The 26,794-nt window shown below is 61.9% G+C and carries 22 protein-coding genes; 13 read left to right on the forward strand and 9 right to left on the reverse strand.

Annotated features, from left to right (window positions below):
- The first annotated feature begins 1,334 nt into the window (after positions 1–1,334).
- The 6 genes from J3P97_RS02425 to J3P97_RS02450 all read left to right on the forward strand — a co-directional run bounded on the left by J3P97_RS02425 (position 1,335) and on the right by J3P97_RS02450 (position 8,550).
- A complete protein-coding gene (locus tag J3P97_RS02425; RefSeq protein ID WP_434602644.1) occupies positions 1,335–1,943 on the forward strand; it encodes a YqiA/YcfP family alpha/beta fold hydrolase in 609 nt (202 codons plus the stop codon).
- 41 nt (positions 1,944–1,984) lie between these two features.
- The gene (gene parE, locus J3P97_RS02430) at positions 1,985–3,889 is read left to right on the forward strand and encodes a DNA topoisomerase IV subunit B (protein ID WP_434570021.1); all 1,905 of its coding nucleotides are present in this window, start codon (positions 1,985–1,987) and stop codon (positions 3,887–3,889) included.
- Entirely contained in the window at positions 3,889–4,875 is a 987-nt protein-coding gene (locus J3P97_RS02435) for an esterase-like activity of phytase family protein (RefSeq protein ID WP_434673400.1), read from the forward strand. The genes parE and J3P97_RS02435 overlap by 1 nt, the downstream gene beginning before the upstream one ends.
- Complete coding sequence (locus J3P97_RS02440) at positions 4,872–5,393, forward strand: retropepsin-like aspartic protease family protein (RefSeq protein ID WP_434570018.1); 522 nt, start codon at positions 4,872–4,874, stop codon at positions 5,391–5,393. The genes J3P97_RS02435 and J3P97_RS02440 overlap by 4 nt, the downstream gene beginning before the upstream one ends.
- A gap of 10 nt (positions 5,394–5,403) precedes the next feature.
- The gene (gene parC / locus J3P97_RS02445) at positions 5,404–7,668 is read left to right on the forward strand and encodes a DNA topoisomerase IV subunit A (RefSeq protein WP_305497226.1); all 2,265 of its coding nucleotides are present in this window, start codon (positions 5,404–5,406) and stop codon (positions 7,666–7,668) included.
- Between the two features lie 177 nt (positions 7,669–7,845).
- The gene (locus J3P97_RS02450) at positions 7,846–8,550 is read left to right on the forward strand and encodes a PqiC family protein (protein WP_305497225.1); all 705 of its coding nucleotides are present in this window, start codon (positions 7,846–7,848) and stop codon (positions 8,548–8,550) included.
- Between the two features lie 238 nt (positions 8,551–8,788).
- Here the strand turns inward: J3P97_RS02450 and J3P97_RS02455 are convergent, their stop codons facing one another.
- The gene (locus tag J3P97_RS02455) at positions 8,789–10,306 is read right to left on the reverse strand and encodes an AhpA/YtjB family protein (RefSeq protein WP_434673401.1); all 1,518 of its coding nucleotides are present in this window, start codon (positions 10,304–10,306) and stop codon (positions 8,789–8,791) included.
- Between the two features lie 133 nt (positions 10,307–10,439).
- Here J3P97_RS02455 and serB point away from each other — a divergent pair, with 133 nt between their 5' ends.
- Positions 10,440–11,654 (forward strand): phosphoserine phosphatase SerB, encoded by a 1,215-nt coding sequence (serB, locus tag J3P97_RS02460; protein ID WP_305497223.1) that lies wholly within the window; start codon positions 10,440–10,442, stop codon positions 11,652–11,654.
- Positions 11,655–11,831: 177 nt separating this feature from the next.
- Here the strand turns inward: serB and J3P97_RS02465 are convergent, their stop codons facing one another.
- The 6 genes from J3P97_RS02465 to J3P97_RS02490 all read right to left on the reverse strand — a co-directional run bounded on the left by J3P97_RS02465 (position 11,832) and on the right by J3P97_RS02490 (position 18,885).
- Positions 11,832–13,592 carry a molecular chaperone gene (locus J3P97_RS02465; protein ID WP_434673402.1) on the reverse strand — a complete coding sequence of 587 codons (1,761 nt, stop codon included), beginning with the start codon at positions 13,590–13,592 and terminating at the stop codon, positions 11,832–11,834.
- Positions 13,593–13,721: 129 nt separating this feature from the next.
- Entirely contained in the window at positions 13,722–14,300 is a 579-nt protein-coding gene (locus J3P97_RS02470) for a serine acetyltransferase (protein WP_434570014.1), read from the reverse strand.
- Complete coding sequence (locus J3P97_RS02475) at positions 14,290–15,510, reverse strand: O-antigen ligase family protein (protein ID WP_434570013.1); 1,221 nt, start codon at positions 15,508–15,510, stop codon at positions 14,290–14,292. Before J3P97_RS02475 ends, J3P97_RS02470 begins: the two co-directional genes overlap by 11 nt.
- A 98-nt stretch (positions 15,511–15,608) precedes the next feature.
- Positions 15,609–16,469 carry an archaetidylserine decarboxylase gene (gene asd / locus J3P97_RS02480; RefSeq protein ID WP_434673403.1) on the reverse strand — a complete coding sequence of 287 codons (861 nt, stop codon included), beginning with the start codon at positions 16,467–16,469 and terminating at the stop codon, positions 15,609–15,611.
- A 19-nt stretch (positions 16,470–16,488) separates the two neighbouring features.
- Positions 16,489–17,304: a rhodanese-like domain-containing protein gene (locus J3P97_RS02485; protein WP_434673404.1), complete on the reverse strand. Its 816-nt coding sequence runs from the start codon at positions 17,302–17,304 to the stop codon at positions 16,489–16,491.
- A 42-nt stretch (positions 17,305–17,346) separates the two neighbouring features.
- Positions 17,347–18,885: an HDOD domain-containing protein gene (locus J3P97_RS02490; protein ID WP_434673405.1), complete on the reverse strand. Its 1,539-nt coding sequence runs from the start codon at positions 18,883–18,885 to the stop codon at positions 17,347–17,349.
- A 167-nt stretch (positions 18,886–19,052) separates the two neighbouring features.
- On the opposite strand from J3P97_RS02490, the gene motA reads away from it, so the two are divergent.
- Positions 19,053–19,904, forward strand: coding sequence for a flagellar motor stator protein MotA (gene motA, locus J3P97_RS02495; protein ID WP_305497215.1), 852 nt, complete (start codon positions 19,053–19,055; stop codon positions 19,902–19,904).
- A gap of 3 nt (positions 19,905–19,907) precedes the next feature.
- Positions 19,908–20,954 carry a flagellar motor protein MotB gene (motB, locus tag J3P97_RS02500; protein ID WP_434602651.1) on the forward strand — a complete coding sequence of 349 codons (1,047 nt, stop codon included), beginning with the start codon at positions 19,908–19,910 and terminating at the stop codon, positions 20,952–20,954.
- 219 nt (positions 20,955–21,173) lie between these two features.
- Here motB and rsgA read toward each other — a convergent pair whose 3' ends face one another.
- Positions 21,174–22,205 (reverse strand): small ribosomal subunit biogenesis GTPase RsgA, encoded by a 1,032-nt coding sequence (gene rsgA / locus J3P97_RS02505; RefSeq protein ID WP_217861119.1) that lies wholly within the window; start codon positions 22,203–22,205, stop codon positions 21,174–21,176.
- A 109-nt stretch (positions 22,206–22,314) separates the two neighbouring features.
- Here rsgA and orn point away from each other — a divergent pair, with 109 nt between their 5' ends.
- Both orn and J3P97_RS02515 read left to right on the forward strand, forming a co-directional pair.
- Positions 22,315–22,857, forward strand: coding sequence for an oligoribonuclease (orn, locus tag J3P97_RS02510; protein WP_305497212.1), 543 nt, complete (start codon positions 22,315–22,317; stop codon positions 22,855–22,857).
- A 245-nt stretch (positions 22,858–23,102) separates the two neighbouring features.
- A complete protein-coding gene (locus J3P97_RS02515) occupies positions 23,103–23,714 on the forward strand; it encodes a trimeric intracellular cation channel family protein (protein ID WP_305497211.1) in 612 nt (203 codons plus the stop codon).
- On the opposite strand, the gene queG is transcribed toward J3P97_RS02515, so the two are convergent.
- Positions 23,696–24,775, reverse strand: a complete 1,080-nt coding sequence (queG, locus tag J3P97_RS02520; RefSeq protein WP_434626381.1) for a tRNA epoxyqueuosine(34) reductase QueG — start codon at positions 24,773–24,775, stop codon at positions 23,696–23,698. The two genes, J3P97_RS02515 and queG, sit on opposite strands and share 19 nt — an antisense overlap.
- Positions 24,776–24,838: 63 nt before the next feature.
- On the opposite strand from queG, the gene J3P97_RS02525 reads away from it, so the two are divergent.
- Positions 24,839–26,338, forward strand: coding sequence for an NAD(P)H-hydrate dehydratase (locus tag J3P97_RS02525; protein ID WP_434673406.1), 1,500 nt, complete (start codon positions 24,839–24,841; stop codon positions 26,336–26,338).
- On the forward strand, positions 26,326–26,793 hold the full coding sequence (gene tsaE / locus J3P97_RS02530; RefSeq protein WP_434570006.1) for a tRNA (adenosine(37)-N6)-threonylcarbamoyltransferase complex ATPase subunit type 1 TsaE: 468 nt from the start codon (positions 26,326–26,328) through the stop codon (positions 26,791–26,793). Before J3P97_RS02525 ends, tsaE begins: the two co-directional genes overlap by 13 nt.
- Position 26,794 lies beyond the last annotated feature (1 nt).

Here is a 26,794-nt window from a genome sequence, read left to right on the forward strand (position 1 = left end):
AGCCTGCTCGCGAAGGCGGCGGCACATTCAATGCCGATGCAAGCTGACCCACCGCTTTCGCGAGCAGGCTCGCTCCCACAGGGATTTTTGCTTTGTCGGAAAAATCATAATGGCCACGGATTCGTGTGGCAGCGAGCCTGCTCGCGATGGCGGCCTTGCAGCCGGCCAGGGGTTTGTTGACCGGGTACATATCCATTGCTGCGGTAACGGCTGCTTGGGGTTCCGCCCTTACGGCGGGTCACTTTTTTCAGACGCCAAAAAAGTAACCAAAAAGGCTTTGCCCCACCACTCGGTGCCTCGCCAAGGCTCGGCATGCCCTCACTCCGGCATTGCTCCGTGGGCCCGCCGCGAAGGGCCGTCCCTGGCCCAGCGCGGCTATCCCGGCATCCATGCCGGGATGCCCACTGCGCAATGCCTGCGTTCGGCCATCGTGGTTAACGGGGCGCCCAAGATCAAAATCAAGATCTAAGCGAGGCGGCCTGACAGCCGACCTTATTCTCGCGGGGGTACGCCGGTTTCAATGTGGGAGCGAGCCTGCTCGCGAAGGCGGCGGCACATTTAATGCTGATGCAAGCTGACCCACCGCTTTCGCGAGCAGGCTCGCTCCCACAGGGGGATTTTTGCTGTGTCGAAAAAATCATAATGACCACGGATTCGTGTGGGAGCGAGCTTGCTCGCGAGGGCGGGCGGCAGCCTGCCAGGGTTCTGGGAAGGGTCGGAAGACCTTTCTGACGCAAGCGGATTTTTCCGACGAGTGCTGGCGGTTGCCGGTGGGGAAGGGGTGTCGCTAGTCTTTTTCCCGTCGCTGCAAATTCAGCGACCGGGCTTGGAAACCCGATAAGTAAACTGCGCGAAAGCGCTCTTCCCAACGTATGCTTCGGTCGTTTTTTGACCATTCTTGTGTTATGGCGGCTGTGCGCGGGAGACCTTCGGGTCTGCCGGGCTCGTTTACCTCGGTTTTCCAACCTGCGTACGGCTGCCACCCCCCTCGCTTGGAAACGAACGTGGCAGCTCCACCTGTAGACGAGAGTTACCCTCATGCCCAAGATTACCCCAACCCCCCAGAAACAATCGTTGAGCCGAGGCAATGAAGTTTTACGGCTGACAAAGCCCCCCGTGGCGAGGGAGCTTGCTCCCGCTGGCCTGCGAAGCAGGCCCAAGACCAGGCACCGTGTTCTATCAGTCGGAACGGGCGTTGCTGCTCAAGGGGCTACTGCGTAGCCCAGCGGGAGCAAGCTCCTTCGCCACGAAGACGGAGGGGTATTCGAAACCGCCCAAACTTCCACAAACTCCCTGTAAACTCCGGCCTTTGCCCAGCACCCAGGGAGTTGCCCATGTCGGGTTCGATCCTTTATATCCATGGCTTCAACAGCGCCCCGGCGTCGACCAAGGCCTGTCAACTGACCGAAGTGATGACGCGCCTCGGGCTGGGCGACCAGTTGCGGGTGCCGGCCTTGCATCACCATCCGCGCGAGGCGATTGCTCAGTTGGAGCAGGCGATCACAGAACTGGGGCGGCCGCTGCTGGTCGGCAGCTCGCTCGGCGGCTACTATGCGACTCACTTGGCCGAGCGCCACGGCCTCAAGGCCTTGTTGGTCAATCCGGCGGTCAGCCCGCATCGGATGTTCGACGGTTATCTGGGCACGCAGAAGAATTTGTACACCGACGAGACCTGGGAATTGACCCACGACCACGTGACGGCCCTGGCCGAGCTGGAAGTGCCGGCCCCCCGGGATCCGCAGCGGTTTCAGGTATGGTTGCAAACCGGTGACGAAACGCTGGATTATCGCCACGCCCAGCAGTATTACCGTGCCTGCGCGTTGCGTATCCAGGCCGGCGGCGACCACAGTTTCCAAGGGTTTGCCCAGCGGTTGCCGGCGCTTTTGAGTTTTGCCGGCATTGGCGCCGATTTGTACCAGGCGATCGACTTCACCTCGCTGTGAACCATTGCCTCTATTTCACTGAACACTGACGACGAGACCCCATGGCCACTCCCAGCGCTAGCTCCTATAACGCAGACGCCATCGAAGTCCTCTCGGGCCTCGACCCGGTGCGCAAGCGCCCCGGCATGTACACCGACACCAGTCGGCCGAATCACCTCGCCCAGGAAGTCATCGACAACAGCGTCGACGAAGCCTTGGCCGGGCACGCGAAATCGGTGCAGGTCATCCTGCACGCCGATCACTCGCTGGAAGTCAGCGATGACGGCCGCGGCATGCCGGTGGACATTCACCCTGAAGAAGGTGTGTCGGGCGTCGAGCTGATCCTCACCAAGCTCCACGCCGGCGGCAAGTTTTCCAACAAGAACTACCAGTTCTCCGGCGGCCTGCACGGGGTGGGTATCTCCGTGGTCAACGCCTTGTCGACCCAGGTGCGGGTGCGGGTCAAGCGTGACGGCAACGAATACCAGATGACCTTTGCTGACGGCTACAAGGCCACCGAGCTGGAAGTGGTCGGCACCGTCGGCAAGCGCAACACCGGCACCAGCGTGTATTTCGCGCCGGATCCGAAGTATTTCGATTCACCGAAGTTTTCCGTGACTCGCCTCAAGCACGTCCTCAAGGCCAAGGCGGTGTTGTGCCCGGGGCTGCTGGTGAGTTTCGAGGACAAGGCCACCGGTGAGAAAGTCGAATGGCATTACGAGGACGGCCTGCGCTCGTACCTGGTCGATGCGGTCAACGGTTTCGAACGCCTGCCCAACGAGCCGTTCTGCGGCAGCCTGGCCGGTAACAAGGAAGCCGTGGATTGGGCGCTGCTGTGGCTGCCCGAGGGCGGCGAAAGCGTCCAGGAAAGCTACGTCAACCTGATCCCCACCGCCCAGGGCGGCACCCATGTCAACGGCTTGCGCCAGGGCCTGCTCGATGCGATGCGCGAGTTCTGCGAATTCCGTAACCTGCTGCCTCGTGGCGTCAAGCTGGCGCCGGAAGACGTCTGGGAGCGCATCGCTTTCGTATTGTCGATGAAGATGCAAGAGCCGCAATTCTCCGGCCAGACCAAGGAGCGCCTGTCGTCCCGCGAGGCGGCGGCGTTTGTCTCCGGGGTGGTCAAGGATGCGTTCAGCCTGTGGCTCAATGCCAATCCGGAAACCGGCCTGGCCCTCGCCGAACTGGCGATCAACAACGCCGGCCGTCGCCTCAAGGCAAGCAAGAAGGTCGAGCGCAAGCGCATCACCCAGGGGCCGGCACTGCCGGGCAAGCTCGCCGATTGTGCCGGGCAGGACCCGATGCGCTCCGAGCTGTTCCTGGTGGAAGGTGACTCCGCCGGCGGCTCGGCCAAGCAGGCGCGGGACAAGGAGTTCCAGGCGATCCTGCCGCTGCGGGGCAAGATCCTCAACACTTGGGAGGTCGACGGCAGCGAAGTGCTGGCCAGTCAGGAGGTGCATAACATCGCGGTGGCCATCGGCGTCGATCCGGGCGCCGAGGACATGAGCCAGCTGCGTTACGGCAAGATCTGCATCCTCGCCGACGCCGACTCCGACGGCTTGCACATCGCTACCTTGCTCTGCGCCTTGTTCGTCCAGCATTTCCGCCCGCTGGTGGATGCCGGTCACGTCTATGTGGCGATGCCGCCGTTGTACCGTATCGACCTGGGCAAGGAGATCTACTACGCCCTGGATGAAGCCGAGCGCGACGGCATCCTTGATCGGCTGGTGGCCGAGAAAAAACGCGGCAAGCCGCAGGTCACCCGATTCAAAGGCCTGGGCGAGATGAACCCGCCGCAGTTGCGCGAAACCACCATGGACCCGAACACCCGTCGGCTGGTGCAGTTGACCCTGGATGATTTCGAAGCGACGTCGGAAATGATGGACATGTTGCTGGCGAAAAAACGCGCCGGCGACCGCAAGAACTGGCTTGAATCCAAGGGTGATCTGGCTGAGGTCCTGGCCTGATGCGCAACGGTTTCGCCCTGGCGTTGTTGCTGTGGGCGGGGGTGGTAGTCGCAGGGCCGGTGCCGGAACTGAAGTTGCTGTCCGAGCATGTCGTCGATGGCATGCGCGGCGGCAATCTGTCCGGACTGGCCCTGTGTGGCAACGAGATGTGGACGGTATCCGATCGCGACGATGACCGGATTTATCGGCTCCAACCCTCCGATACCCGGGCCTGGCAGGCCGAGGCTGTCGGTATCGAGGTGCCGGCCGTGCCGGAGAATGATTTGCCTTGGGGCTTGCAGTCGCGGACCTGGGCGGCATCGTTCGTGCGCGGGGGCGAACTGGACTACGAAGGCATCAGTTGCGACAGCGCCGGTCAGCGTTATGTGGTCAGTGAGTCCCACGCCGCCGTGCTGAGAATATCGCAGGCAGGCGAAGCGTCCTGGCTGAAAATCAGCCCGACCATGCTCCGCCAGGCCCGGGGCAGCGGCATGCTGCTGCATTTTAATGCCCTGTTCGAAGGCGTGGCGGTCAACCCGGCTGGCGATCAGCTATGGCTGGCCGCCGAACGGGAGCGTCGTGGCCTGGTGTTGCTCAAGCGCCAGCAAACGGTGTGGGACTGCGACGGCAATTGCGTATTGTTGAGCGAAGCGGGGCAGGAGATGCAGCCGGCGCAGTTTCCCAAGGCCAAGGCGGTCTCCCGGGATTTCGCCGATCTGTCGTTGTTCAACGGCAAGATGTTCACCCTGGAGCGAAACGCCTATCAGATCTGCCGGCGTGACCCGCAGACCGCCAAGGTCGAGCGCTGCTGGTCGTTTGCGGGGGAGGCGTTGCAGGAAAATCGCCGTTATCCACAGCCCTTCGGCCTGGTCGAAGCGCTCATCGTCGACGCCGACGGCGCCTGGATCGGCGTGGACAACAACGACGGTGCGCGGGCTGACGGCGAGCAGCGGCCGGTTATCTGGCGCTTCGCCGCGCCCGAGGGTGGTTGGGGTGCCGCGCCATGAGCCAGCAACCACCGGGCAAGCGCGCCGGCCGGGTGCTGATGATCCTGGCCTGGTGCGCGGCACTGTTTCTGGCAACGCGGTTTTTTGCCCAGTGGGAGCAGCGAGAGCTCAACCCCAATGCCGAGGTGCATTCGCAGAAGGGCGAAGGTTTTATCGAAGTAAAGCTGATCGGCAACCGGCAGGGACATTTTGTCGCCAGCGGCCAGATCAACGGCCAGCCGGTGGATTTCATGCTCGATACCGGGGCCACCGACGTGGCGATCCCGCAGGAATTGGCCGAGCGCCTCAAGCTGGAAAAAGGTCTTGGCGTGAGGTTGAGCACCGCCAATGGTTTGAGCGAAGGCTACCGCACCCGCATCGACCGGCTGCAATTGGGTGACATCGTGTTGCGTGATGTCCGTGCCCTGGTGGCGCCAGGCCTGGAAGGCACGCAAGTGCTGCTGGGCATGAGCGCCCTGAACAAACTTGAATTTACCCAGCGCGACGGCACCATGCTGCTGCGCCAGACAACGAACTGATGAGGCCCGCATGAGCGACATTCTTGCAGACAGCTTGGACGGCGTAGAACGCCGATCGCTGGCTGACTTCACCGAAAATGCCTACCTCAATTACTCCATGTACGTGATCATGGACCGCGCCTTGCCGCATATTGGCGACGGTCTGAAGCCGGTCCAACGGCGGATCATCTATGCCATGAGTGAGCTGGGGCTGGACGCTGATTCCAAGCACAAGAAGTCGGCGCGTACCGTTGGTGACGTGCTCGGCAAGTTCCATCCCCACGGCGACTCGGCCTGCTATGAAGCCATGGTGCTGATGGCCCAGCCGTTCAGCTATCGCTACACGCTGGTGGACGGCCAGGGTAACTGGGGTGCGCCGGACGATCCCAAGTCCTTCGCGGCCATGCGGTACACCGAGGCGCGCCTGTCACGCTATTCCGAAGTGCTGCTCAGCGAGCTGGGCCAAGGCACCGCGGACTGGGGACCGAACTTTGACGGCACCCTCGATGAACCCTTGGTTTTGCCGGCACGTTTGCCGAACATCCTGCTCAATGGTACCACCGGCATTGCCGTGGGCATGGCCACCGACGTGCCGCCGCACAACCTGCGAGAAGTCGCCACAGCGTGCGTGCGCTTGTTGGACGAGCCGAAAGCCACGGTAGAACAGCTCTGCGAACATATCCAGGGCCCGGACTATCCGACCGAAGCGGAAATCATCACACCGCGTGCCGATCTGCTGAAAATCTATGAGACCGGTCGCGGTTCGGTGCGCATGCGCGCCGTCTATCACGTTGAAGACGGTGACATTATTGTCACCGCGCTGCCGCATCAGGTTTCCGGGGCTAAAGTCCTTGAGCAGATTGCCGCGATGATGCAGGCAAAACCGTCGAAAGCGCCGCAGGTTGCTGACTTGCGCGACGAATCCGACCACGAGAATCCCTGCCGCATCGTGATCATTCCGGTGAACAGCCGGGTCGATCACGACGCGCTGATGCAGCACTTGTTCGCCAGCACCGATCTGGAATCCAGCTATCGGGTGAACATCAACATCATCGGCCTGGACGGCAAGCCGCAGCTGAAAAACCTGCGGGCATTGCTCGTGGAATGGCTCGAGTTCCGGGTCAAGACGGTGCGTCGGCGCCTGCAATTCCGCCTGGACAAGGTCGAGCGTCGCCTGCATCTGTTGGACGGCTTGCTGATTGCCTACCTCAACCTCGATGAAGTGATCCACATCATCCGCACCGAGGAGCATCCCAAGGCCAGCCTGATCGAGCGCTTCGCCCTCAGTGAAATCCAGGCCGACTACATCCTCGACACGCGCCTGCGCCAACTGGCCCGCCTGGAAGAAATGAAGCTGCGTGCCGAGCAGGATGAATTGCTCAAGGAACAGGCCAAGCTGCAAGCCTTGCTGGGCAGCGAAGCCAAACTGAAGAAACTGGTACGCACCGAGTTGCTCAAGGACGCCGAAACCTACGGCGATGACCGTCGTTCGCCGATTGTCGAGCGTGCCGAGGCCAAGGCCTTGAGCGAGCACGACCTGTTGCCGAACGAGAAAGTCACCGTTGTACTGTCGGAAAAAGGCTGGGTGCGCTCCGCCAAGGGCCATGACATCGACGCTGCCGGGCTTTCCTACAAGGCCGGGGACGGCTTCAAGGCCTTGGCGCCGGGGCGCTCGAACCAGTTCGCAGTGTTCATCGACTCTACCGGGCGCAGCTATTCGGTGCCGGCCCACACCTTGCCATCGGCGCGTGGCCAGGGTGAACCGCTGACCGGACGATTAACACCTCCGCCGGGTGCAACTTTTGAATGTGTGCTGATGCCTGATGATGACGGGCTGTACGTTATCGCGTCGGACGCCGGCTACGGGTTCGTCGTCAAGGGTGAAGACCTGCAAGCCAAGAACAAGGCGGGCAAGGCGTTGTTGAGCCTGCCGAACAACGCCAAGGTCATTGCCCCGCGCCCGGTCAGCGATCGCGATAACAACTGGCTGGCTTCGGTGACGACCGAAGGTCGGTTGCTGGTCTTCAAGATCAGCGACCTGCCACAGCTTGGGAAAGGCAAAGGCAACAAGATCATCGGGATTCCTGGCGAACGGGTGGCGAGTCGCGAGGAATTTGTCACGGATATTGCAGTGTTACCTGAAGGTGCCACGCTTGTGCTGCAGGCTGGAAAGCGTACGCTTTCACTGAAAGCGGACGATCTTGAGCATTACAAAGGTGAACGCGGTCGGCGGGGCAACAAGCTTCCAAGGGGTTTTCAACGGGTGGATGCACTGCTCGTCGAAAACCTCAATTGACCGTGCTAGAGGGCTCGGTCTGCGATTAAAAGCCGCAGATCGGAACTTTGGCGCTGGAGTCGGAACGCATATTCACGGATGATAGGCCCTTTCAAGCGCCGGCGTGGCCGAGCGTTCTTCATAATGACCGAGTATTTTCACTGTGGTAAGCCTTGTGGCTGCCACCTGGACGGAACGATGACTGCTCTGCGCCTACCTATCTTGTGGCTCGCCGGCCTGCTTGGCCTGGCGGGCTGCAGCATGCACCAGCCGGTGTCGCTGTATCAGCTGGACAGCGGTACCCCGGCCCAGCCTGCGCAAAGCACAGGCATGGCGGTTTTGCTGGGCCCTGTATTGATTGCCGACTACCTGCAACGCGAAACTCTCCTGCAACGCCAACCGGACGGCAGCCTGCAAGCCGCCACGGACGGTCGTTGGGCCGGCAGCCTGTCCTCGGACATCGACCAGCTGCTGTTGCGCCAGGTCGCCGGTCACCTGGACAGTCAGCGCGTGGTGCTGGCGCCGGCTACCCAAGGCTTCACCCCGGATGTGCAGGTCCTGCTGTCGATTACCCGCCTGGACTCGGGTGAATCCCAACCGGCGGTACTTGATGCCCAATGGCGGTTGATTGACCGTCGCGGCAAGGTGCGCGAGAACCGCATCGTTCATCTGCAAGAGCAACACGCCGGCACCACGGCGGCGCAGGTTCAGGCCCAGGGTGTGCTGCTGCAACGACTGGCCGAACAGTTGTCCGTCTCGCTCAAGCCGCTGGCCAACCAGCCTCCTATCGCTGAAGTTCCACGCAAGCCCGCTCCCGCCCCGGCCAAGCCGGCAGGAAAGGAAAAGGACAAGATTCCGATGGCCTTGCCGATTCGGACGGACATGGAAGTGTTCCGGTTCTGACGGTTGGTATGGATGCAAGACAAAGCCCGCGTTGATGCGGGCTTTGTTGTTTCTGCTCTTTGGATTTGTGGCGCCTTTCCCGGCCCTTTCGCGAGCAGGCTCGCTCCCACAGGGGGAGGGCGGCAAGCCACAGATCCGGTGTGGGAGCGAGCCTGCTCGCGAAGAGGCCATCGAAGCCAACAAAAAAGCCCGCAGACAATCACTCATCTGCGGGCTTCGTTATTCCAGGCAACGGGACTCAGGCCTGGCGCTCATGCATCCGCGCCAGTTGCCGTTCCAGCATCGACGGATAAGGCTCCATCAGTCGTTCCACACAGCAGGCGCCCTCGGGGCTGGCGATCGGACGGATGCGTGTGCGTTGGCGGATCAGCGCGTCGTCATTGATCTTGCGTTCCACCAGCAGCAGGTTGCGGCTGTGTTGGGAAAGGGCGAGGGCGTCCTGGGCGGTTTCGGTCAGCAGCAGGTCGATCTGGCTCAGGCCGAACAAGCCATCGCCCAAGGTCAGCCCCAGTTGCAATTGCAGGGTGATGCCGCTGTCGGCGACCTCGATCTGCAATTGATGACCCAGCGCCCGCAGCAATTCGCCGCAGCAGATGGCGTTGGTCAGGTAGTCGTCGCCGCTGTCCTCGGTGTGGAACAGCATCAGCGTGCTGCCGTCGTTCAGGGTGTGCAGCTCGCCCTGATAAAGCGATGCGGCCTGGTCGAGGCAGTCGCGATAGCGTTCGAGCAGCTCTTTCAGGCGAGCCTGAGGCAGGCGCCGCAATTGGTCCTGGGCGCCCAGTTGCACGGCCAGTACGGCGCTGTGCTGAGGCAGGTTCGAGGCGACAGGGCGGGCGAGCGGTTGTGGTTCGCCGACTATCGAATCGTCGCGCAAATCGGCAAAGGCCTCGTCGTCATCGTCGTCTTCGACAGTGCGCACCACATGTCGCGGCGCGGGGCGAGCAGCGGGCAGCGGCGCGCTTTCGTCGAACCCCGGGTCGCGCAGGTTGCGCACCTCGAAGCCCGGCTCCGCATCGTCCTCGTCAACGTAGTCGATGTCTTCAGGTTCCGGCACGGGTTCCGGCTCCGGCGCGAAGCTGGCGTGCAGCTGCCGGGCCAGGTCGCCGATTTCATCCTGGCGCTGGGTGGCTGGCGTGTGTTCGTCGATGTCTCGCAGCCAGACGCGCAACTGCAACAGCGGCGTGGATATATGCCGCCCCAGGCGCAAGCTCAACGCCAGGGCCAATGCCAGCAGGATCGCGCTGAGGATGCCCATGCTTTGCAGGCTGATGGTCATGGGTTGCTGGAACTGGTCCATGTCCAGGCTGATGCGCAGTTGGCCGGCGGTCACGTCCTGGAAGGTAATCTTGCTCTGGTACATGCCGCCGGTTTCGCCGAGCAAGCCTGGCTTGGGACGCTGGCCGGCCTCGGCGAGGATGCGGTTGTCCACGCTGTAGATGGCGGCGTGGGCCACCAGCTTGTTCTTGGTCAGGTTGTTGAGCAGCACATTGAGACTGAGGATGTCGTTGGACACCAGCAGCTCGGTGGCGGACGTGGCGGTCTGGGTGGTCAGGCTTTCGCCCAGGGCATCCGCCTGCTCGTGCATGGCCTGCTTGAATTGCAGGCCCATCACGCAGGCATAGATGACCAGGGCCAAGGCGACCAGGATCACGTTATGGCTGGCAATGCGCAATGCGATCGGCACGCGGCGATGGCGCAATGCACGGAAGATCAGCAGGAAGAAGTTGTCGGTTTTGACTGGCGTGGGCCGGTTCACTGAGCTCGGCTCTTTGTCCGTGAAATTGACGCGCAGTATAGCGACAGCCCCATGACCGGCAAAGCACTGGCGGTGCCCGATGGTCACTGAATGTGGGTAGAATGCGGTTTTTTTCCACCTGCGGGGGTGCGCCTTGCGCGAAATCGTCCTGATAAACATCACTGGCAGCGACCGTCCGGGTCTGACTGCAGCCATTACCGGCGTTCTGGCCCAGGGTGGTGTGAACATTCTCGACATCGGTCAGGCGGTGATCCACGACACGCTGTCGTTTGGCATCCTGGTTGAAATCCCGGACGCCGAACACAGCAAATCGGTGCTCAAGGACATCCTGTTCACCGCATACAAGCTTGATCAGCAGGTGCGTTTCACCCCGGTGTCCGAGGAAGATTACCAACAGTGGGTGGCTGGCCAGGGCAAGAAACGCCATATCGTGACGCTGTTGACCCGCAAGGTGACCGCCGAGCAATTGCAGCGTGTCAGTTCGATCACTGCCCAATACGGCTTGAACATCGACCATATCGACCGACTGTCCGGGCGCATGCCGCTGGATACTCCGGCCGATCAAGGCAAGGGCTGCATCGAATTTTCCGTACGCGGCGAACCCGCCGATCCCCAGGCTTTGCGCGCCGAGTTCCTCAGCGTGGCGCAGGAGCTGAACGTTGACATCGCCTTCCAGGAGGATTCGCTGTTTCGCCGCAACCGTCGCCTGGCGGTGTTCGACATGGACTCGACGTTGATCGAAGCCGAGGTCATCGATGAGTTGGCCAAGGCTGCCGGCGTCGGCGACAAGGTGTCGGCGATTACCGAGCGGGCGATGGCCGGCGAGCTGGATTTCCGCGCCAGCTTCAAGGAGCGCCTGGCGTTGCTCAAAGGCCTGGATGTCAGTGTGCTCGACTCGATCGGTGCCTCCTTGCGCCTGACCGAAGGCGCCGAAACCTTGTTCGCCGAGCTCAAGCGCCTGGGTTACAAGACCGCCATCCTGTCCGGCGGCTTCACTTATTTTGCCAAACAGTTACAGGCCAGACTCGGCATCGACTACGTGTTCGCCAACGAACTGGAAGTAGTGGATGGCAAGGTCACCGGCGTGGCTGTCGAGCCGATCGTCGATGCCCAGCGCAAGGCGGACTTGCTGCGTGAGCTGGCCGCGAAAGAAGGCCTTCGCCTGGAGCAGACCATCGCGGTCGGTGACGGCGCCAACGACTTGCCGATGCTTGCGATCGCCGGGCTGGGCGTGGCGTTCCGGGCCAAACCGCTGGTCAAGCAATCAGCCAGGCAGGCCATTTCGACCTTGGGGCTGGACGGGGTGCTTTATTTGCTGGGCTTCAGGGATCGCGACGGGCAGGTTTGAGCCCTGCATCGATTTCCCAGGCATACGCTCCTGTGGCGAGGGAGCTTGCTCCCGCTCGGCTGCGAAGCAGCCGTAATCCAGGCGACGCGTTATTTCAGATGCACCGTGTAGCTCGGTTAGGGGCCGCTGCGCAGCCCAGCGGGAGCAAGCTCCCTCGCCACGGGAGCTGGTCGCTTCCTAGAGTGACTTCCACAGCGAATCAAAATCGCCTTCCTTGTCACTGCCATCCCCGCCGGTGCCTGAGTCTTCGGGGTGATAAGCAAACTGATTGAAGCTGTGGGTGCTGGTCACGCGCCGATCCAGCGAGGCTCGTCTTTCCTGTCCGTTGGTATTGATCAACACCCGCTGGCCTTCCTGGAAGGGCAGGCGCGGAGCGATCATCGTGGGCGGCAGGTCGATCGCGCTGATTTCCGGCAGCAGCAACCCCCGCAGGTAGTGGCCTTGCTCGTTCTGCTCGCGCGCCAATTGCACGCCGCAAGGCTGGGCATGGGGAGCTACCAGTTCAATGCCCATTTGCATCGCACCGTTGCGCACCTGCCGGATCCAGCGGACCACGGCGATGCTCCAGGCCTGGTCGCTGGTGTCACGAATCCCGACCATCTCCCCGGCCTGCAATTGCTCCGGCACTTCCTTCGGCCAGCCGAGGCAGTACCCACCCGGGCTGTGATTGATGATCGGCAGCTCAAAGGTCGGGAAATGATGCTGGTTGTCGGAACTGGCGCCGTCGTCATCGGCCGGGTTGACCGGATACTCGATTTCCTCGTAGGGCAAGAGGTCGCTGTCGCCGGCTGGCGCGGCGTCGAACGCCTGGTTCCAGGTGTCGTTGGTTTTGGTCGGCGAGGCCTCGAATCGGGCCTTGCGCATGGCCGGGTTCTTCAGGATTTCGCTGAAGGAACGTTCGCCCCCAAGGTAATAGTGCAGCGCGCTCATGCCCACGCACAGGGTCAGCGTGCCGTTGCCTTCGGTGCGTTGGAAGCTGCGTTCGGCGGCTTCGCCCCAGGCTGCTTGCAGATGATGCAAGGTGTCGGCACTCATGCCGGCAGGTACCGCCAGGGACGAGTCGCCAGGTTGCGCCAGGTGAGCGCTGATGGCACGCACCAGGGGCTGTGGATCGAACCCCTGTAGGCTCGGTTGCTGTTCGGCGCGAAATTTGGAACGATAGCGCGGCCCTACATCCAGTTGCGGTGCGACGGCAAACAGGCTGCCGGCGGTGACGGCCGGGTCGAGCTTGACGCTCTGGCTCCACGGCTCCAGCACTTCGGCCAGCCGGGCGATCTGGCTCTGGCGTAACTGGTTGCTGCGCGACGCGCCCAGCAGCAGGGCGACGACGTAGGTCTGCTCGGCATTCAATTGAGGGACCTGGCTGGCCAGCTCATCGCCCACGCTGAGGTGCTGCAATCGGTGCTGACAGGCGATCCGGTACAGCTGGTGCAAATCGAGCCATATACCTTCAGGCACGGGGCTGTATAGCTGGCTGGCTCGCAACAGGGTGCCGTCGAGGGCATGTATCGCCCGTTGCAGCGCTGTCGCCAGCAGGCGCGCCCGGTCCTTGGTGAATTTTGGCGAGATACGCGCAACGATTTGTTTGTATCCCATCGCCAAATGAGTCTGCAGGGCCTGGCTCAGGTTGACGATCTTGCGCGAGCGCTCATCCAGCACGATGGCCTGTTGCAGGAAGTGTCGCTCCAGGTGCTTGCAGACGTAATAAACCTCGGGCCGCAGCAGTTCGAGCAGCTGCAAGCGATTTTCACTCGGGGTGAGCAACTGGTTCAGTTCACCGAGGGCCTGGTACAGCAGGCGCGCGGTTTCACCGATGTTGGCCTTGGGCAGGTTGCCGATCCAGCGCTTGAGGTCGCGTGGCGTGGCATCGCAGAAGGACAGGCGCGACTGGGTCGGTGTCGAGACGCGCAGTAACTGGAGAGGGCTGGTCTCGTTCATGCCGTGGATGGGCTCCGGCGGGAAATGAAGGGAATGTTCCAACTCTAGCAGGTGTGGGCAAAAGATCATGCTGCGGCGACACCTGGCGCCATGCGGCGTCCAAGACCGCCGCAGGGCCGGTCGGCCACGCTAGCTTTGCAGGCGGCCCATTGACTGGGGGTCGTAGGCTTTCATTTCGCCGACGCTGCGGGTGATATACAAGTGGTTGGCCGGGATACTTTTGTTGACGAAGGCGCCAGCGCCGACGATCACATTGTCGCCCAGCTCCAGGTCGTCTGAAATGATGCAGGCATGGGCGTGTACCCTGACGCCGTCACCGATACGCAAGAGCGCAGTTTCGCTTTGGCCCTTGATGCCCAGCGTGCAGTTCTGCCAGATCCTGAAGTCTTTGCCGATAACGGCGTGCGAGGTGATGACGATTCCATTCGGGTGCGCGATCCACAGCCCTTCTCCGATGGTGGCGCCGAGCATGATTTCCACATTGAACTGGCGACTGATTCGCTCGTTCAGCAGCTTGCCGCGCCGTCTCCAGAACTTGCTGTCCTGCTGATGCATGGCGTAGGCCAGGCGAAACCAGAACAGGTAGCGGTACCGGTTGATGCGCTGGCACTTCTGGTAAAGCCGGCGCCATCTGAACGGTTTGTCCAGGCCACCAAGGATTTCGATATGCCAGTAGCGTTTGGCTGACCGGAAAATATCAATGAGCATCGACAGCCTCTTTGCAAGGTGCAGGGCCTGGTAAGAAACGCTGGGAAAGAATGATCCCGACAGGGAGCCAGAAGACGATCCAATAGACCCCAGGCCTGTTGAATACCGTGTGGTAGTCGAACATGGCCGTTACAAGGCCAAAGATGAGCAGCGGCAAGCCGACCGACCCCAAGGGATGAGACCAGGTCTTTCTGTCGATCGAGTACCTGAACACATGAGTAACAGCCAATAACAGCAACGTTGCGCCTATGACTCCGAATTCGTAAAAGAACTGAAGAAACAGATTGTGGACCTGGTTGAAGCACTGCGCCTCGAGGATGCAGATATCAAAGTTGCTCCCCGCACCGGCCCCGAATAGCCAGAACTCTTGGATGCGGCTCAGCCAGCCGGCCCAAATCAGGTCGCGCAGGCTGAATCCACGACTTTGCTGGTCGATAATGACCGGCCATAACCATGCAATTGCCACCAGAAATAGAGCGCCTGTGAGATATAGCCATTTTCGCGTTCGTGGTGTGTGGTGGAGAACAATGCTGGTGCAGACAGCCAGGCCATACCCAAGCCAGACGGCCCTTGAAAGGGTGCAGAACAGGTACAGCGACAGGCCTGCCACGCATGCCATGTAAAAGACTCTGAGCCATGGCCCGCAGGGTTTGGTCAGCAGGAGGTGGAACCCGTAGATGCCAAAAAAGCCGTAGTACAGCGCAGCGATGATCGGGTTCTTGAAATTCGCGTAGTCGCCATACCCCAGGTTGAATAAGCGTCCGCCCATGAAAAAGATGTTCTGGTCTTGCTGTACGAAATGAATCAGCAGGCCTGCGATTGCAAAGAGTCCTGCCACGGCGAAGGCAAACGTGAGGCTTTTTTCAAGCAGCCCCTCTCGAGCCAGTATATGCACAGTGCCGAGGTACAAGGTCACGTACAGCACGGTTTTGAACTGCGAGAAGGCGGACGTCGTCGAGCCGGAGTTCAGGAGCGCGATCAGCAATGAGAACGCCAGCATCAGCAGGACCGGCCAATAGCACTTCTGCACCAGGCTTTGGCGCAGGCGTGCGTCGACAATGCACAAAAGCAATGCAGGCAGGAACAGGCTCAGGTTGGAAATTGTCGTGTAGGTGCTGCCGTCGGTGATGAAAAGTAGCCCTGTCAGGTGTACGGTGAATCCGATCATCAGAACTAGCACGGTGTATCTGGTAAAAACCGAACGTGTCATACCTATTCCAGGGGCAGTGAATGGGAGCCAGGGCTGAGTTTCCAAGGCGTGGGGGAGACCGCCGGCGATGGCAGCGACTCACGTCGCTGCCTCGGTTATCAAGCCTTGGGTAATGCCAGTCCTTGACCCATCTGCACCGGCGAGCCGGCTACAAGGTCTTCGGCCCACTTCACTTGATCCGGCCCGAACAGCACGATAGCGGTCGAACCCAGTTTGAAGCGGCCCAGCTCGGCACCCTTCTCCAGGTGAATCGGCGCACGGGCGGCTTCGTCATAACGGAAGGTCTTGAGTTCGCGCTTGGGCGGTGTCACCAGGCCGGCCCAGACCGTCTCGATGGACGCCACGATCATTGCACCCACCAGCACCACGGCCATCGGCCCGCGTTCGGTGTCGAAAATGCACGCTACGCGTTCGTTGCGGGCGAACAGCTCCGGAACGTTTTCGGCTGTGGTCTGGTTGACCGAGAAAATGCGCCCCGGGATATAGACCATTTCCCGCAGCGTGCCGGCCAACGGCATGTGCACGCGGTGGTAATCCTTGGGCGACAGGTAAATCGTTGTGAAGTCGCCGCCCATGAATGGCGCCGCGTTGGCCGCATCGCCGCCGAGCAGTTCCAGCACGCTGAAGCTGTGGCCCTTGGCCTGGAACACGCGGCCATGCTCGATCGGGCCGAGCTGGCTGATGGCGCCGTCGGCGGGGCTGAGAATCGCGCCTGGGGTTTGATCCAGGGGGCGGGCACCGTCTTTCAGCGCGCGGGTGAAGAAAGCGTTGAAGTGCTCGTAGGCGCTCAGGTCTTCCACCAGGGCCTGGGACATATCCACCTGGTAGCGCTTGGCGAACCAGGCCGTAAAGGCGTTCTTGAACCAGCGCACGCGGCATTCGGCGATGCAGCCGGCGAGGCGCGACAGCAAGTGGTGCGGCAGCAGGTATTGGGAAAGGATGAACAAGCGGTTCTTCATTAAATGTCCTTAGGAATCTTCAAAGCTCGATCGGGGTGTCAGGGTGGTTGCCCCATTCGCCCCAGGAGCCGGCGTAGCCTTTGACTCGCGGATAACCGAGCGCCTTGGCCACCAGATAGGTGAAGCCAGAGCGGTGGTGAGTCTGGCAGTGGGTAATGATTTCCTTGTCGGGTGTAATACCCAACTGTTCGAGGATCTCGGGCATGTCCTTGCGAATGCGCAGGCTGCGCGTCGGGTCCATGCCGGCGGTCCATTCGAAGTTCACCGCGCCGGGGATGTGGCCGCCCCTGGCCGCGACGACTTTTTCGCCGGAGTATTCCAGCGGGCCGCGTGCATCCCAGATCGCCAGGTCGGCAGCGCCGAGGCGGCCTTGCAGGTATTCGCGGGTGGCAGTGGGTTCGTCGTGCAGCTCAAGGCTCACCGGGCCTGCGCCGGGCGCGGGCATTTCAATGGACACCGGCAGGCCCTCATCCAGCCAGGACAGCAAGCCACCGTCGAGGTAGTGATAATTCGAATGACCGATCACGTCCAACAGCCAGATGAAGCGCCCGGCCCAACCACCGCCTTCATCGTCGTACACCACGTAGACGGCGTTGGGGTTGTGTCCGAGTTCGCCGAACAGCGCCTCAAGGTCGGCTTTTGCCGGCAACAGGCCTGGGGCCGGAGGCTGACCCAGTTGCGTGCGCTTGGGATCGACGAAACGCGCGCCGGGGATGTGCCCGCTGCTGTAGCGGGCCGCGCTGGTGAGGTCCACCAGGATCAGCTCGGCAGCATCGAGGCGCGGCAGCAGTTCGCTCGGTTCGATTACCAGCGGCAAGCCAGAGAAGTCAGGCATGTGAGGTCTCCTGGGGCGCAAAGGGAAAGGATTGTAGCAAGTTCAGCGGCCGCGGTTGGTGAAGCTGTGCAGGGCGCGCTCAATGCACTGCACGGTTTTACCGAACGCTTGTACCGTCACATCCGAAAATGGTCCGCCGCCCTGGTCCACCACCACCAGCATAATTACTCGACCGTTACAGGTCAGAGAGCGCAGCAGCAGGTGTTCGCCGCGGAACAGGCTGCGCAGGCCCGCTGGCAGCAATGCCGAATATTGGGCGTTGTTTTGCGGGGTCAGGCGAACCTGGGCCTGCTGGGCAAGTAATCGTTGCAAGATTTTGCTTAGGCTGATGGAGAAGCTCATGGCCGCCGCTTCCTTGGGCAAACCGGCAGTCTGATGCACGCGTACGCTGGTCTGGCTGCGGTCGGCCATCAAGATCATGACCCGGCGCATGCCACATGCCGCTAGCGCATCCCGTGCCGAGGTGGTCAGGTGCATGGCGTTGCGGAACGGGCTCGGCTCCACCAGCAACGCGGCGCATTGTTTGCGCCATTGGCTCAGGTCCTGGGCGCTGGGCGGGGCGGCGGGCAGCAAACCTGGGTGGACCCGCTTGCTGCCCGGCGGCCAGATCAGCGCCACGGCGGGATGCCAGAGGTCCGGCATGGCGTGCTGGCGCGCGCTGTTGGCGGCCTGTTGATGAAGCTGTTGTTGAATGTCGTCCATCGGCATCTGCAGATACAGGCTGGTCAGGTATTGCCAGCGGGCGCTGTGCGGGCTGTCCCAGGCCTGCTGTGCCGAAAGTGCCAGGCCGTTGGCCAGCAGCACGGTGTTGGCGGGCTGATTGAGCCAGCGCCGCAGGGTCGGGTCGTCGTCCAGGCGATTCTGTTGGCGCAGCGGATCCTCACTGTCGCGCGCAATGCGCAGCACTTTGACCAGTTCGCGACGCTCGTTGAGCAGCAGGCGATAGCCCTGCGCTACCCAGACCGGCAGGCGCCAGGTCTCCACCAATGCCAGGCAGATTTTCAGCAGGCTGACGCCGAACAGTTCACGCTCCACTTCGCCGGCTGGCTGGCCTTTGTGAACGACGCGCAGCTCCCATTCCCCGAGCAATCGTGGATGAGTAAGGGCCAGCGGCCAGAGCGGTGACAGGAACAGCAGGCTGCCCCAATGGATGTCTTGCCACAGCCGCGCCAGGCGGCTGGCAAAAAAACCGTTGGCCTGTTGCGTGGCGTGCTGGCTGATCAATTGCAACTGGCGCAGGGCCAAGGGAATCTGCTGCCCCGGCAGTGAGGGCAGGCGAGCAAGCAGTTCTTCGGTGCGCTTGAGGCCGAGGCGGTTGATGGCCACCTCAAGGTTTTCCGCCGGTTCCGCCAGGGTGCCGTGCGTGTGGTGGTTGGCTTCGCGGATGACGCTCAGGGCCAGCGCGGGGCTGTCCTGCATCAATTCGGCGATGTCACGCAGCGAGCGGCGACTGTCGCCAATCGCCTTGCAGACCAGGTCGTGGCTGGCCTGGGGCACCGGCAGGTGCACGCCCTCGAGCAGCTTTACCCAGCCTTCGAGGGTGGTCGGTCTTGGAGTTGGGACGTTCGTTTCGTTAGCCATGGTTGGACGTGATCATCGCATGGGGTATCTACGCCCGGAACGGGGCAAAATTGGCTTTTCGCCGGAACTGGCTATAGTCTGGCGCAGTTTTGCCGATAAGTAGAAGAAGAGATTTTTCAGCTTCCGAATATGACCTTGAACCCGACTTAAATAAGTACTTTCTATCTATGGCTAAAATTATCGGCATCATCGTCGTGTTCGCGAGCGTGCTCGGCGGATACGTGCTTTCCCATGGCAAGATTGCCGCGCTGGTCCAGCCTTTCGAGGTGTTGATCATCGGCGGTGCTGCCCTTGGTGCATTCCTGCAGGCCAACCCTGGCTATATGACAATGCATGTGCTCAAGAAATCCTTGAGCATGTTCGGCTCGCGTTTCAGCCACACCTTCTATCTCGAGGTGCTGGGGCTGGTCTACGAGATCCTCAACAAAAGCCGCCGCGAAGGCATGATGGCGATCGAGGGTGACATCGAAGACGCCGCCGCCAGCCCGATCTTCGCCAAGTACCCCTCGGTGCTGAAAGACGAGCGCATGACGGCGTTCATCTGTGATTACCTGCGCATCATGTCGTCCGGCAACATGGCCCCCCATGAGCTTGAAGGTTTGTTCGACATGGAGCTGTACAGCCTCAAGGAAGACCTTGAGCACCCGTCCCATGCAGTCAACGGCATCGCCGACGGCATGCCCGGTTTCGGTATCGTTGCGGCGGTATTGGGCATCGTGGTGACCATGGCATCCCTGGGTGAAGGCGATCAGGCGTCCATCGGTCTGCACGTGGGCGCGGCATTGGTGGGTACTTTCTTCGGTATTCTGGCGGCGTACGGTTTCTTCGGCCCGCTGGCCCATTCCCTGGCGCATGACGCCAAGGAAGAACTCAACGTCTATGAGGCCATCAAGGCTTCCCTGGTGGCTTCGGCCTCGGGCATGCCGCCGTCGCTGGCGGTGGAGTTCGGTCGCAAGGTCCTGTACCCGGCGCACCGTCCAAGCTTCGCCGAGCTGGAACAAGCGGTTCGCGGTCGCTAAGCCATGGAAAATAACCAGCCCATTATAGTCAAGCGCGTCAAGCGCATTGCCGGCGGGCACCACGGGGGCGCCTGGAAAATTGCCTTCGCCGACTTCGCCACGGCGATGATGGCGTTCTTCCTGGTGCTGTGGCTGCTGTCCACCGCGACCCCGGAACAGAAAATCGCCATTGCCGGTTACTTCAAGGATCCGATCGGTTTTTCCGAGAGCGGCACGCCGTACATCATCGACCTGGGCGGCTCGCCGGTCCTGGCGCCGGAAAATACCCTCAACCCCGAGGTCAAATCCCAGCCGCAGCCTGACAAGGCGACTGTCGACGCCAATGAGGCCGAAGGCATGGCCGAGCAGGTCGAGCGCGAACGCCTGGAATTGCTCCTGCAGGAATTGCAGAACAAGGTTGAAGAGAACCCGGAACTGCAGAAATTCAAGGACCAGATCCTTTTCGAGATCACACCGAACGGCCTGCGAATCCAGATCATGGACGCTGATAACCGTCCGATGTTCGACTCTGGCAGTGCACGCCTGAAGCCGTATTTCGAAGACATCCTGCTGGCCATGGCCGATACCATCAAAGCGGTGCCGAACAAGATCAGCATCAGTGGCCACACCGATGCCAAGCCTTACGTCGGCAAAGGCGACTTCGGTAACTGGGAATTGTCAGCCAACCGGGCCAACGCGGCACGGCGTGCCCTGGTAGCGGGCAGCTATCCGGATGAGCAAGTGGCGCGGGTCGTCGGTTATGCGTCTTCGGCACTGTTCGATCGCAAGGATCCGTTCAACCCGGTCAACCGCCGCATCGACATCGTGGTGTTGACCAAGAAAGCCCAGAAAGCCATCGAAGGTTCGCAGACCGACGATCCGGCGCCAGACCCGGCCCCGGGCGAGGGCGCGCCGGGTGAAGTGCCTGCATCGCCCGCCACGCCTGGCGCGGCCGCCGATCCGAACGCGCTGCCGGCGGACCAGCAACCAGTGCCGGCCCATGAGTTGCGCGAGCGCCTGAACCTGTTCGACGACGCCGCGCCGAAACCGGCGGAGCCGCCAGCGCAGTGACCTAATGAAAAAGCCGACATCATTGTCGGCTTTTTCATTAGCACTGTTCACTAGAGACGTGCTCGCTTTTTGTGGCGAGGGAGCTTGCTCCCGCTCGGCTGCGCAGCAGTCGCAAACCGGACAATTGAGTCTTCCTGGAAAACTGCTGGGGCCTGCTTCGCAGGCCAGCGGGAGCAAGCTCCCTCGCCACAGAATGATCGAGCCTACATTGCGTGCAGGTCAGTAACTGCTTTCCGGCAAGCTCGCGATGATCGAACGGTAGCTGTTCATCCGTTGTTGATGCACGCGGCCTTCTTCCAGCGCCTTGAGCAAGGCGCAGCCGGGTTCGCGGTCGTGCTTGCAGTCGCGGAATCGGCAGGTGCCGATCAGGTCGTTGAACTCGATGAATCCGGCTTCGACATCGGCCCGGCTGACGTGGCCCAGGCCAAACTCGCGGATGCCCGGCGAGTCGATCAGCTCACCGCCGCCGGGAAAGTGGAACAGTCGCGCGGTGGTGGTGGTGTGGGTGCCTTGGCCGGACAGCTCGGACAAAGGCCCGACGCGGGTCTCGACTTCCGGCAGCAGGCTGTTGACCAGCGACGACTTGCCGACGCCGGACTGGCCGACAAACACGCTGATGCGCCCATCGAGTTGCTGCTGCAATTGCTCCATACCGTTGCCGTGATGGGCCGAGACTTCCAGCACCGGGTAACCCAGATCCCGATAGACCGACAGCAGGGCGTTCAGCGCCGGGGCGTTGTGTTCGTCGATCAGGTCGAATTTGTTGAGCAACAGCAACGGGCGGATGCCGGCGTGTTCGGCCGCCACCAGGTAACGGTCGATCAGGTTGGCGTGGGGCTCGGGCAGCGGAGCGAAGACAATGACGATCATGTCGACGTTGGCCGCCACCGGCTTGAGCTGGCCCCGGCTGTCCGGGCGGCACAGCTCGGTGTGGCGCGGCAGTTGCGCGACGATCACGCCGATGCCCTGGTTGCCGGCACGCCAGACCACCTGGTCGCCGGTCACCAGCGCCGGCAGGTTGGCCCGCAAATGGCAACGGAATACCTGGCCGGCCAGCTCGCCTTCCTGGGCCTCGACCTCGACCTGGACGCCGAAATGCGCGATCACCAGTCCGGTCTGCTCAGGGCCCAGGTCTCCGCCCTCCAGGGCCTCGACGGCACTGGATTCACGTTTGGCTGCGCGGGCGGCGCGCTCGCCCTGGATCTTTTCGATGCGCCAGTTCTGACGACGATTGAGTTGGCGTTTGGCCATGGGTGTTCCGTATGAAGAAATGCAGCGAATAGGGTAAAACGGCGGCGAGTTTAGCACGCCCGACCGGTTGCCTAGGCTAAACTGCGCAGCTAAGCCGAGGAGCTCCCCCATGCAAAACCCGCAGAACCTGATCTGGATCGACCTGGAAATGACCGGTCTGAACCCTGACACCGACGTCATCATCGAAATGGCCACCATCGTCACCGACAGCGATCTCAACACCCTGGCCGAGGGCCCGGTGATTGCGATCCACCACAGTGATGAGGTGCTGGCCGGCATGGACGAGTGGAACACCCGCCAGCACGGCGGCTCGGGTCTGACCCAACGGGTGCGCGAGAGCAGGATCAGCATGGCCGAGGCCGAAGCCCAGACCATCGCCTTCCTGGAACAATGGGTGCCAAGGGGCAAGTCGCCGATCTGTGGCAACAGCATCTGCCAGGACCGTCGCTTCCTTTATACCCACATGAAATCCCTGGAAAGCTATTTCCATTACCGCAACCTGGATGTCTCCACGCTCAAGGAGCTGGCCGCCCGCTGGGCGCCAGAAGTGCGTGACAGTTTCCAGAAGGGCAGCACCCACCTGGCCCTGGACGACATCCGCGAATCCATCGCCGAGTTGCAGCATTATCGCAAGCACTTCATCAAGTTCTAAACGGCACCCCAGCGACTGGCGAGATTGCTTTTTGTGGCGAGGGAGCTTGCTCCCGCTGGCCTGCGAAGCAGGCCCCAGCAGTTTTCCAGGAATACTCAATTGTCTGGTTTGCGACTGCTGCGCAGCCGAGCGGGAGCAAGCTCCCTCGCCACAGGTGATCCTCTGAGCCAGGGTCGGCGCCGCGCCCCCTTTTGGTGCCTGCCCAAACTGGCTAGACTGCGCGCCTTCCCGCAAGGACTGCCACCATGTTGCTGATGCTGTATCTGATCGCCATTACCGCCGAAGCCATGACCGGCGCCTTGTCTGCCGGGCGGCGGGGCATGGACTGGTTCGGCGTGGTGCTGATCGCCTGTATCACGGCGCTGGGTGGCGGCTCGGTGCGCGACGTGCTGCTGGGGCATTACCCGCTGACCTGGGTCAAGCATCCGGAATACCTGGTGCTGACGACCGCGGCGGCCATGTTGACGGTATTCCTGGCGCGCTGGATGCGTCACCTGCGCTCGCTGTTCCTGGTGCTCGATGCCGTTGGGCTGGTGGCGTTTACCTTGATCGGCTGCATGACCGCGCTGGAAATGGGCCATGGCATGTTGGTGGCCTCGGTCAGTGGGGTGATTACCGGGGTTTTTGGCGGCATTCTGCGGGATATCTTCTGTAACGATATCCCGCTGATTTTCCGTCGCGAACTCTATGCCAGCGTCTCCTTCGCTGCCGCGTGGTGCTACCTGCTGTGTGTCTACCTGCAATTGCCCAGCGAGCAGGCGATCCTGATCACCCTGTTTGGTGGTTTCCTGCTGAGGCTCCTGGCGATCCGGTTTCACTGGGAAATGCCCAAGTTCGTCTATAACGACGAAGTCTGACGTTCGGCATGTTGGCGCAGCGCCCATTGCACATGTTCCTGGACCAGGGCTGACGGATAGTCCTGTCGCGCCTTCAACGCCTCCAGCACGGGAATTGTCGTCGGCGCATTGCCAAGCCCCACCGCCAGGTTACGCAGCCAGCGCTCATAGCCAGCGCGGCGTAATGGCGAACCTTCGGTGCTGCTGAGAAACCTGTCCTCATCCCACATGAACAGCTCGGCCAGTTCGGCATTGTCCAGGTTGTGGCGTGGCTTGAAGTCGCCTTCCGCGGACGGCCGGGCGAAGCGATTCCACGGACAGACGATCTGGCAGTCATCGCAACCGAACACCCGATTGCCGATCAGCGGCCGCAGCTCCTCGGGGATAGCGTTTTTCAGTTCGATCGTGAGGTAGGAGATGCAACGCCGGGCATCCAATACGTAGGGACCAACGAAGGCGTTGGTCGGGCAGATGTCCAGGCAGGCGGTGCATTTTCCGCAATGCTCGGTGCCGTGAGGCGGGTCCACCGGCAGCGGCAGGTCGACGAACAGCTCGCTGAGGAAAAAATAGCTGCCGGCCTTGCGGTTCAACACCAGGGTATTTTTGCCGATCCAGCCCAGCCCTGCCTGTTCGGCAATGGCTTTTTCCAGCACCGGTGCGCTGTCGACGAACGCGCGATAGCCGAAGGGGCCGATGGCTGCCTGGATTTTTTCTGCCAATTGCTGCACGCGTTTACGGATCAATTTGTGGTAATCGCGGCCCAACGCATAACGCGAGACGTAGGCTTTTTCCGGTTCGCCAAGCAATTGCGCCATTCGGGTGTCGCCCGGCAGGTAGTCCATGCGCAGGGACACCACCCGCAGCGTGCCCGGAACCAGTTCTTCCGGGTGCGAGCGTTTGCTGCCGTGGGCGCCCATGTAATCCATTTCGCCGTGGTAGCCGGCTTCGAGCCAGCGTTGCAAGTGCTGCTCATGCTCGCCAAGGTCCAGGCCGCTGATGCCGACTTGCTGGAAACCCAGCTCGCGGCCCCAGTCCTTGATGGATTGGGCGAGGGCGGGGAGGTCTGTGGGAATGGCAGGCATGAGGCGAGAGAAACCGGAGCTGAGATGCGTATAATTCTGCCAGACATCGGAGCCCGAAGACGCATGCCGCAGACTAAAGATGAATTTCCCGACGCGCTGTACAGTGCCGCGCAAGTCCGGGCCCTCGACGCACAACTGATCGCGGCGGGCACCAGCGGCTTCGAATTGATGCAGCGCGCCGCCCGCGCCACCTGGCGAGCGATCGTCCGGCGCTGGCCTGAGGCCGGCGAGTTGACCGTATTCGCCGGCCATGGCAACAACGCCGGCGATGGCTACCTGGTGGCGACTCTGGCCCGGCGTGCCGGCTGGGCGGTCCGGGTACTGGCGGTAGGCGAACCCCGGCGGTTGCTGGGTGATGCCGCCAATGCCCATGCCGAAGCCGTGGCGGTCGGTGTGCCGGTGGAATCTTGGTCGGATGATTGCGAATTGCGCGGTGTCCTGCTCGACGCGTTGCTCGGCACCGGGGCGAGCGGTGACGTTCGAGAACCGTATGTCCGGGCAATCGACACCATCAATGTCAGTGGGTTACCGGTCGCTGCGGTGGATATCCCTTCCGGGTTGTGTGCCGACACCGGTCGGGTGCTGGGTACCGCAGTGACGGCGGACCTGACCGTGACCTTCATTGGCCTGAAGCTCGGTCTGTTCACCGGCGATGCGGCGGATCGGGTGGGAGAGTTGGTATTCAACGACCTGCACGCGGACCCGGACCTCGTTGACGCGGCGCCGGCCAACGCTCGATTGCTCTTGCCGCATAATTTGCCGCGTCTGCCGCCCCGTGCGCCTTCAGCCCACAAGGGCAGGTTTGGTCATGTGCTGTTGATTGGCGGCGACCGCGGTTTTGGCGGCGCCATCCAGATGAGCGCCGAAAGCGCCTTGCGCAGCGGTGCGGGGATGGTTTCGATGGCGACCCGCAGCGAGCATGTGGCCGCCGCGCTGGTGCGTTTGCCCGAGGTGATGGTGCAAGGCACCCATTCGGCTAACCAGTTGATGGGGCTGCTCAAACAGGCCAGCGTGCTGGTGGTGGGGCCGGGCCTGGGCCAGGCCGCTTGGGGGCGCAGCCTGTTGTCGGCGGCGGCCAATGCGTCGCTGCCGCAGGTGTGGGATGCCGATGCGCTGAATTTGTTGAGCCATGGCGTGGTCAGTCTGCCGGAACAGTGCATCATCACCCCGCATCCAGGCGAGGCCGCGCGACTACTGGGGATTTCCACCGTGCAGGTGCAGGCCGATCGTCCAGCGGCGGCCCACGCATTGAGCAAAAAATACCGAGCCAGCGTGATTCTCAAAGGCGCCGGTAGCCTGATCGCCGGCCCGGACGGGCGCCTGGCGGTTTGCGGTCAGGGTCATCCGGCGATGGCCACCGCTGGCCTGGGGGATGTACTCGCTGGCGTGGCCGGCGCTTTGCTGGCCCAGGGAATGGAAGGATTCGAAGCCGCGTGCCTGGCCGTCTGGCTGCATGCCAATGCCGGGGTGCAGGTCGATCGCTCGGGCCGCGGATTGGCCGCGACCGATCTGATTCCGGCCATTCGTCAGTTGTTGGAGGAGCACTCACCGTGTCTGAAGTAACCCTGTACGTGGCGGACGAACAAGCCATGACACAATTTGGCACCCGCATCGCGCAGATCACCGCAGGCCATGGTCTGATTTTTCTCGAAGGTGACCTCGGCGCGGGGAAAACCACCCTGTCCCGTGGCATCATTCGCGGCCTCGGGCATGTCGGCTCGGTCAAGAGCCCCACGTTCACGTTGGTCGAGCCCTACGAGATCGGTGATACCCGCGCCTTCCATTTCGACTTGTATCGACTGGTCGATCCTGAGGAGCTGGAGTTTCTCGGGATCCGTGATTATTTCGAAGATGACGCCTTGTGCCTGATCGAATGGCCTCAGAAGGGTGCAGGCTTTTTGCCAAAGCCCGACCTGACCATTACCATTGGCGCGCAGAACGGCGGGCGTTCGCTGAAACTGACGCCGCAAGGCTCGCGTGGCGAGTCGTGGTGTGCCGCTCTGGCACTGGAAAACTAAT

Origin of the sequence: Pseudomonas sp. R1-15 (assembly GCF_051132085.1) — a bacterium.
Lineage (GTDB): Bacteria > Pseudomonadota > Gammaproteobacteria > Pseudomonadales > Pseudomonadaceae > Aquipseudomonas.

Coding starts and splice junctions, on each gene's coding strand:
- J3P97_RS02435 (WP_434673400.1), top strand. CDS start 3,889: ATGCGCAACGGTTTCGCCCTGGCGTTGTTGCTGTGGGCGGGGGTGGTA.
- parE (WP_434570021.1), top strand. CDS start 1,985: ATGGCCACTCCCAGCGCTAGCTCCTATAACGCAGACGCCATCGAAGTC.
- motA (WP_305497215.1), top strand. CDS start 19,053: ATGGCTAAAATTATCGGCATCATCGTCGTGTTCGCGAGCGTGCTCGGC.
- J3P97_RS02440 (WP_434570018.1), top strand. CDS start 4,872: ATGAGCCAGCAACCACCGGGCAAGCGCGCCGGCCGGGTGCTGATGATC.
- J3P97_RS02450 (WP_305497225.1), top strand. CDS start 7,846: ATGACTGCTCTGCGCCTACCTATCTTGTGGCTCGCCGGCCTGCTTGGC.
- motB (WP_434602651.1), top strand. CDS start 19,908: ATGGAAAATAACCAGCCCATTATAGTCAAGCGCGTCAAGCGCATTGCC.
- parC (WP_305497226.1), top strand. CDS start 5,404: ATGAGCGACATTCTTGCAGACAGCTTGGACGGCGTAGAACGCCGATCG.
- J3P97_RS02470 (WP_434570014.1), bottom strand. CDS start 14,300: ATGCTCATTGATATTTTCCGGTCAGCCAAACGCTACTGGCATATCGAA.
- asd (WP_434673403.1), bottom strand. CDS start 16,469: ATGAAGAACCGCTTGTTCATCCTTTCCCAATACCTGCTGCCGCACCAC.
- J3P97_RS02425 (WP_434602644.1), top strand. CDS start 1,335: ATGTCGGGTTCGATCCTTTATATCCATGGCTTCAACAGCGCCCCGGCG.
- J3P97_RS02515 (WP_305497211.1), top strand. CDS start 23,103: ATGTTGCTGATGCTGTATCTGATCGCCATTACCGCCGAAGCCATGACC.
- J3P97_RS02485 (WP_434673404.1), bottom strand. CDS start 17,304: ATGCCTGACTTCTCTGGCTTGCCGCTGGTAATCGAACCGAGCGAACTG.
- orn (WP_305497212.1), top strand. CDS start 22,315: ATGCAAAACCCGCAGAACCTGATCTGGATCGACCTGGAAATGACCGGT.
- J3P97_RS02525 (WP_434673406.1), top strand. CDS start 24,839: ATGCCGCAGACTAAAGATGAATTTCCCGACGCGCTGTACAGTGCCGCG.
- J3P97_RS02475 (WP_434570013.1), bottom strand. CDS start 15,510: ATGACACGTTCGGTTTTTACCAGATACACCGTGCTAGTTCTGATGATC.
- J3P97_RS02490 (WP_434673405.1), bottom strand. CDS start 18,885: ATGGCTAACGAAACGAACGTCCCAACTCCAAGACCGACCACCCTCGAA.
- rsgA (WP_217861119.1), bottom strand. CDS start 22,205: ATGGCCAAACGCCAACTCAATCGTCGTCAGAACTGGCGCATCGAAAAG.
- J3P97_RS02465 (WP_434673402.1), bottom strand. CDS start 13,592: ATGAACGAGACCAGCCCTCTCCAGTTACTGCGCGTCTCGACACCGACC.
- queG (WP_434626381.1), bottom strand. CDS start 24,775: ATGCCTGCCATTCCCACAGACCTCCCCGCCCTCGCCCAATCCATCAAG.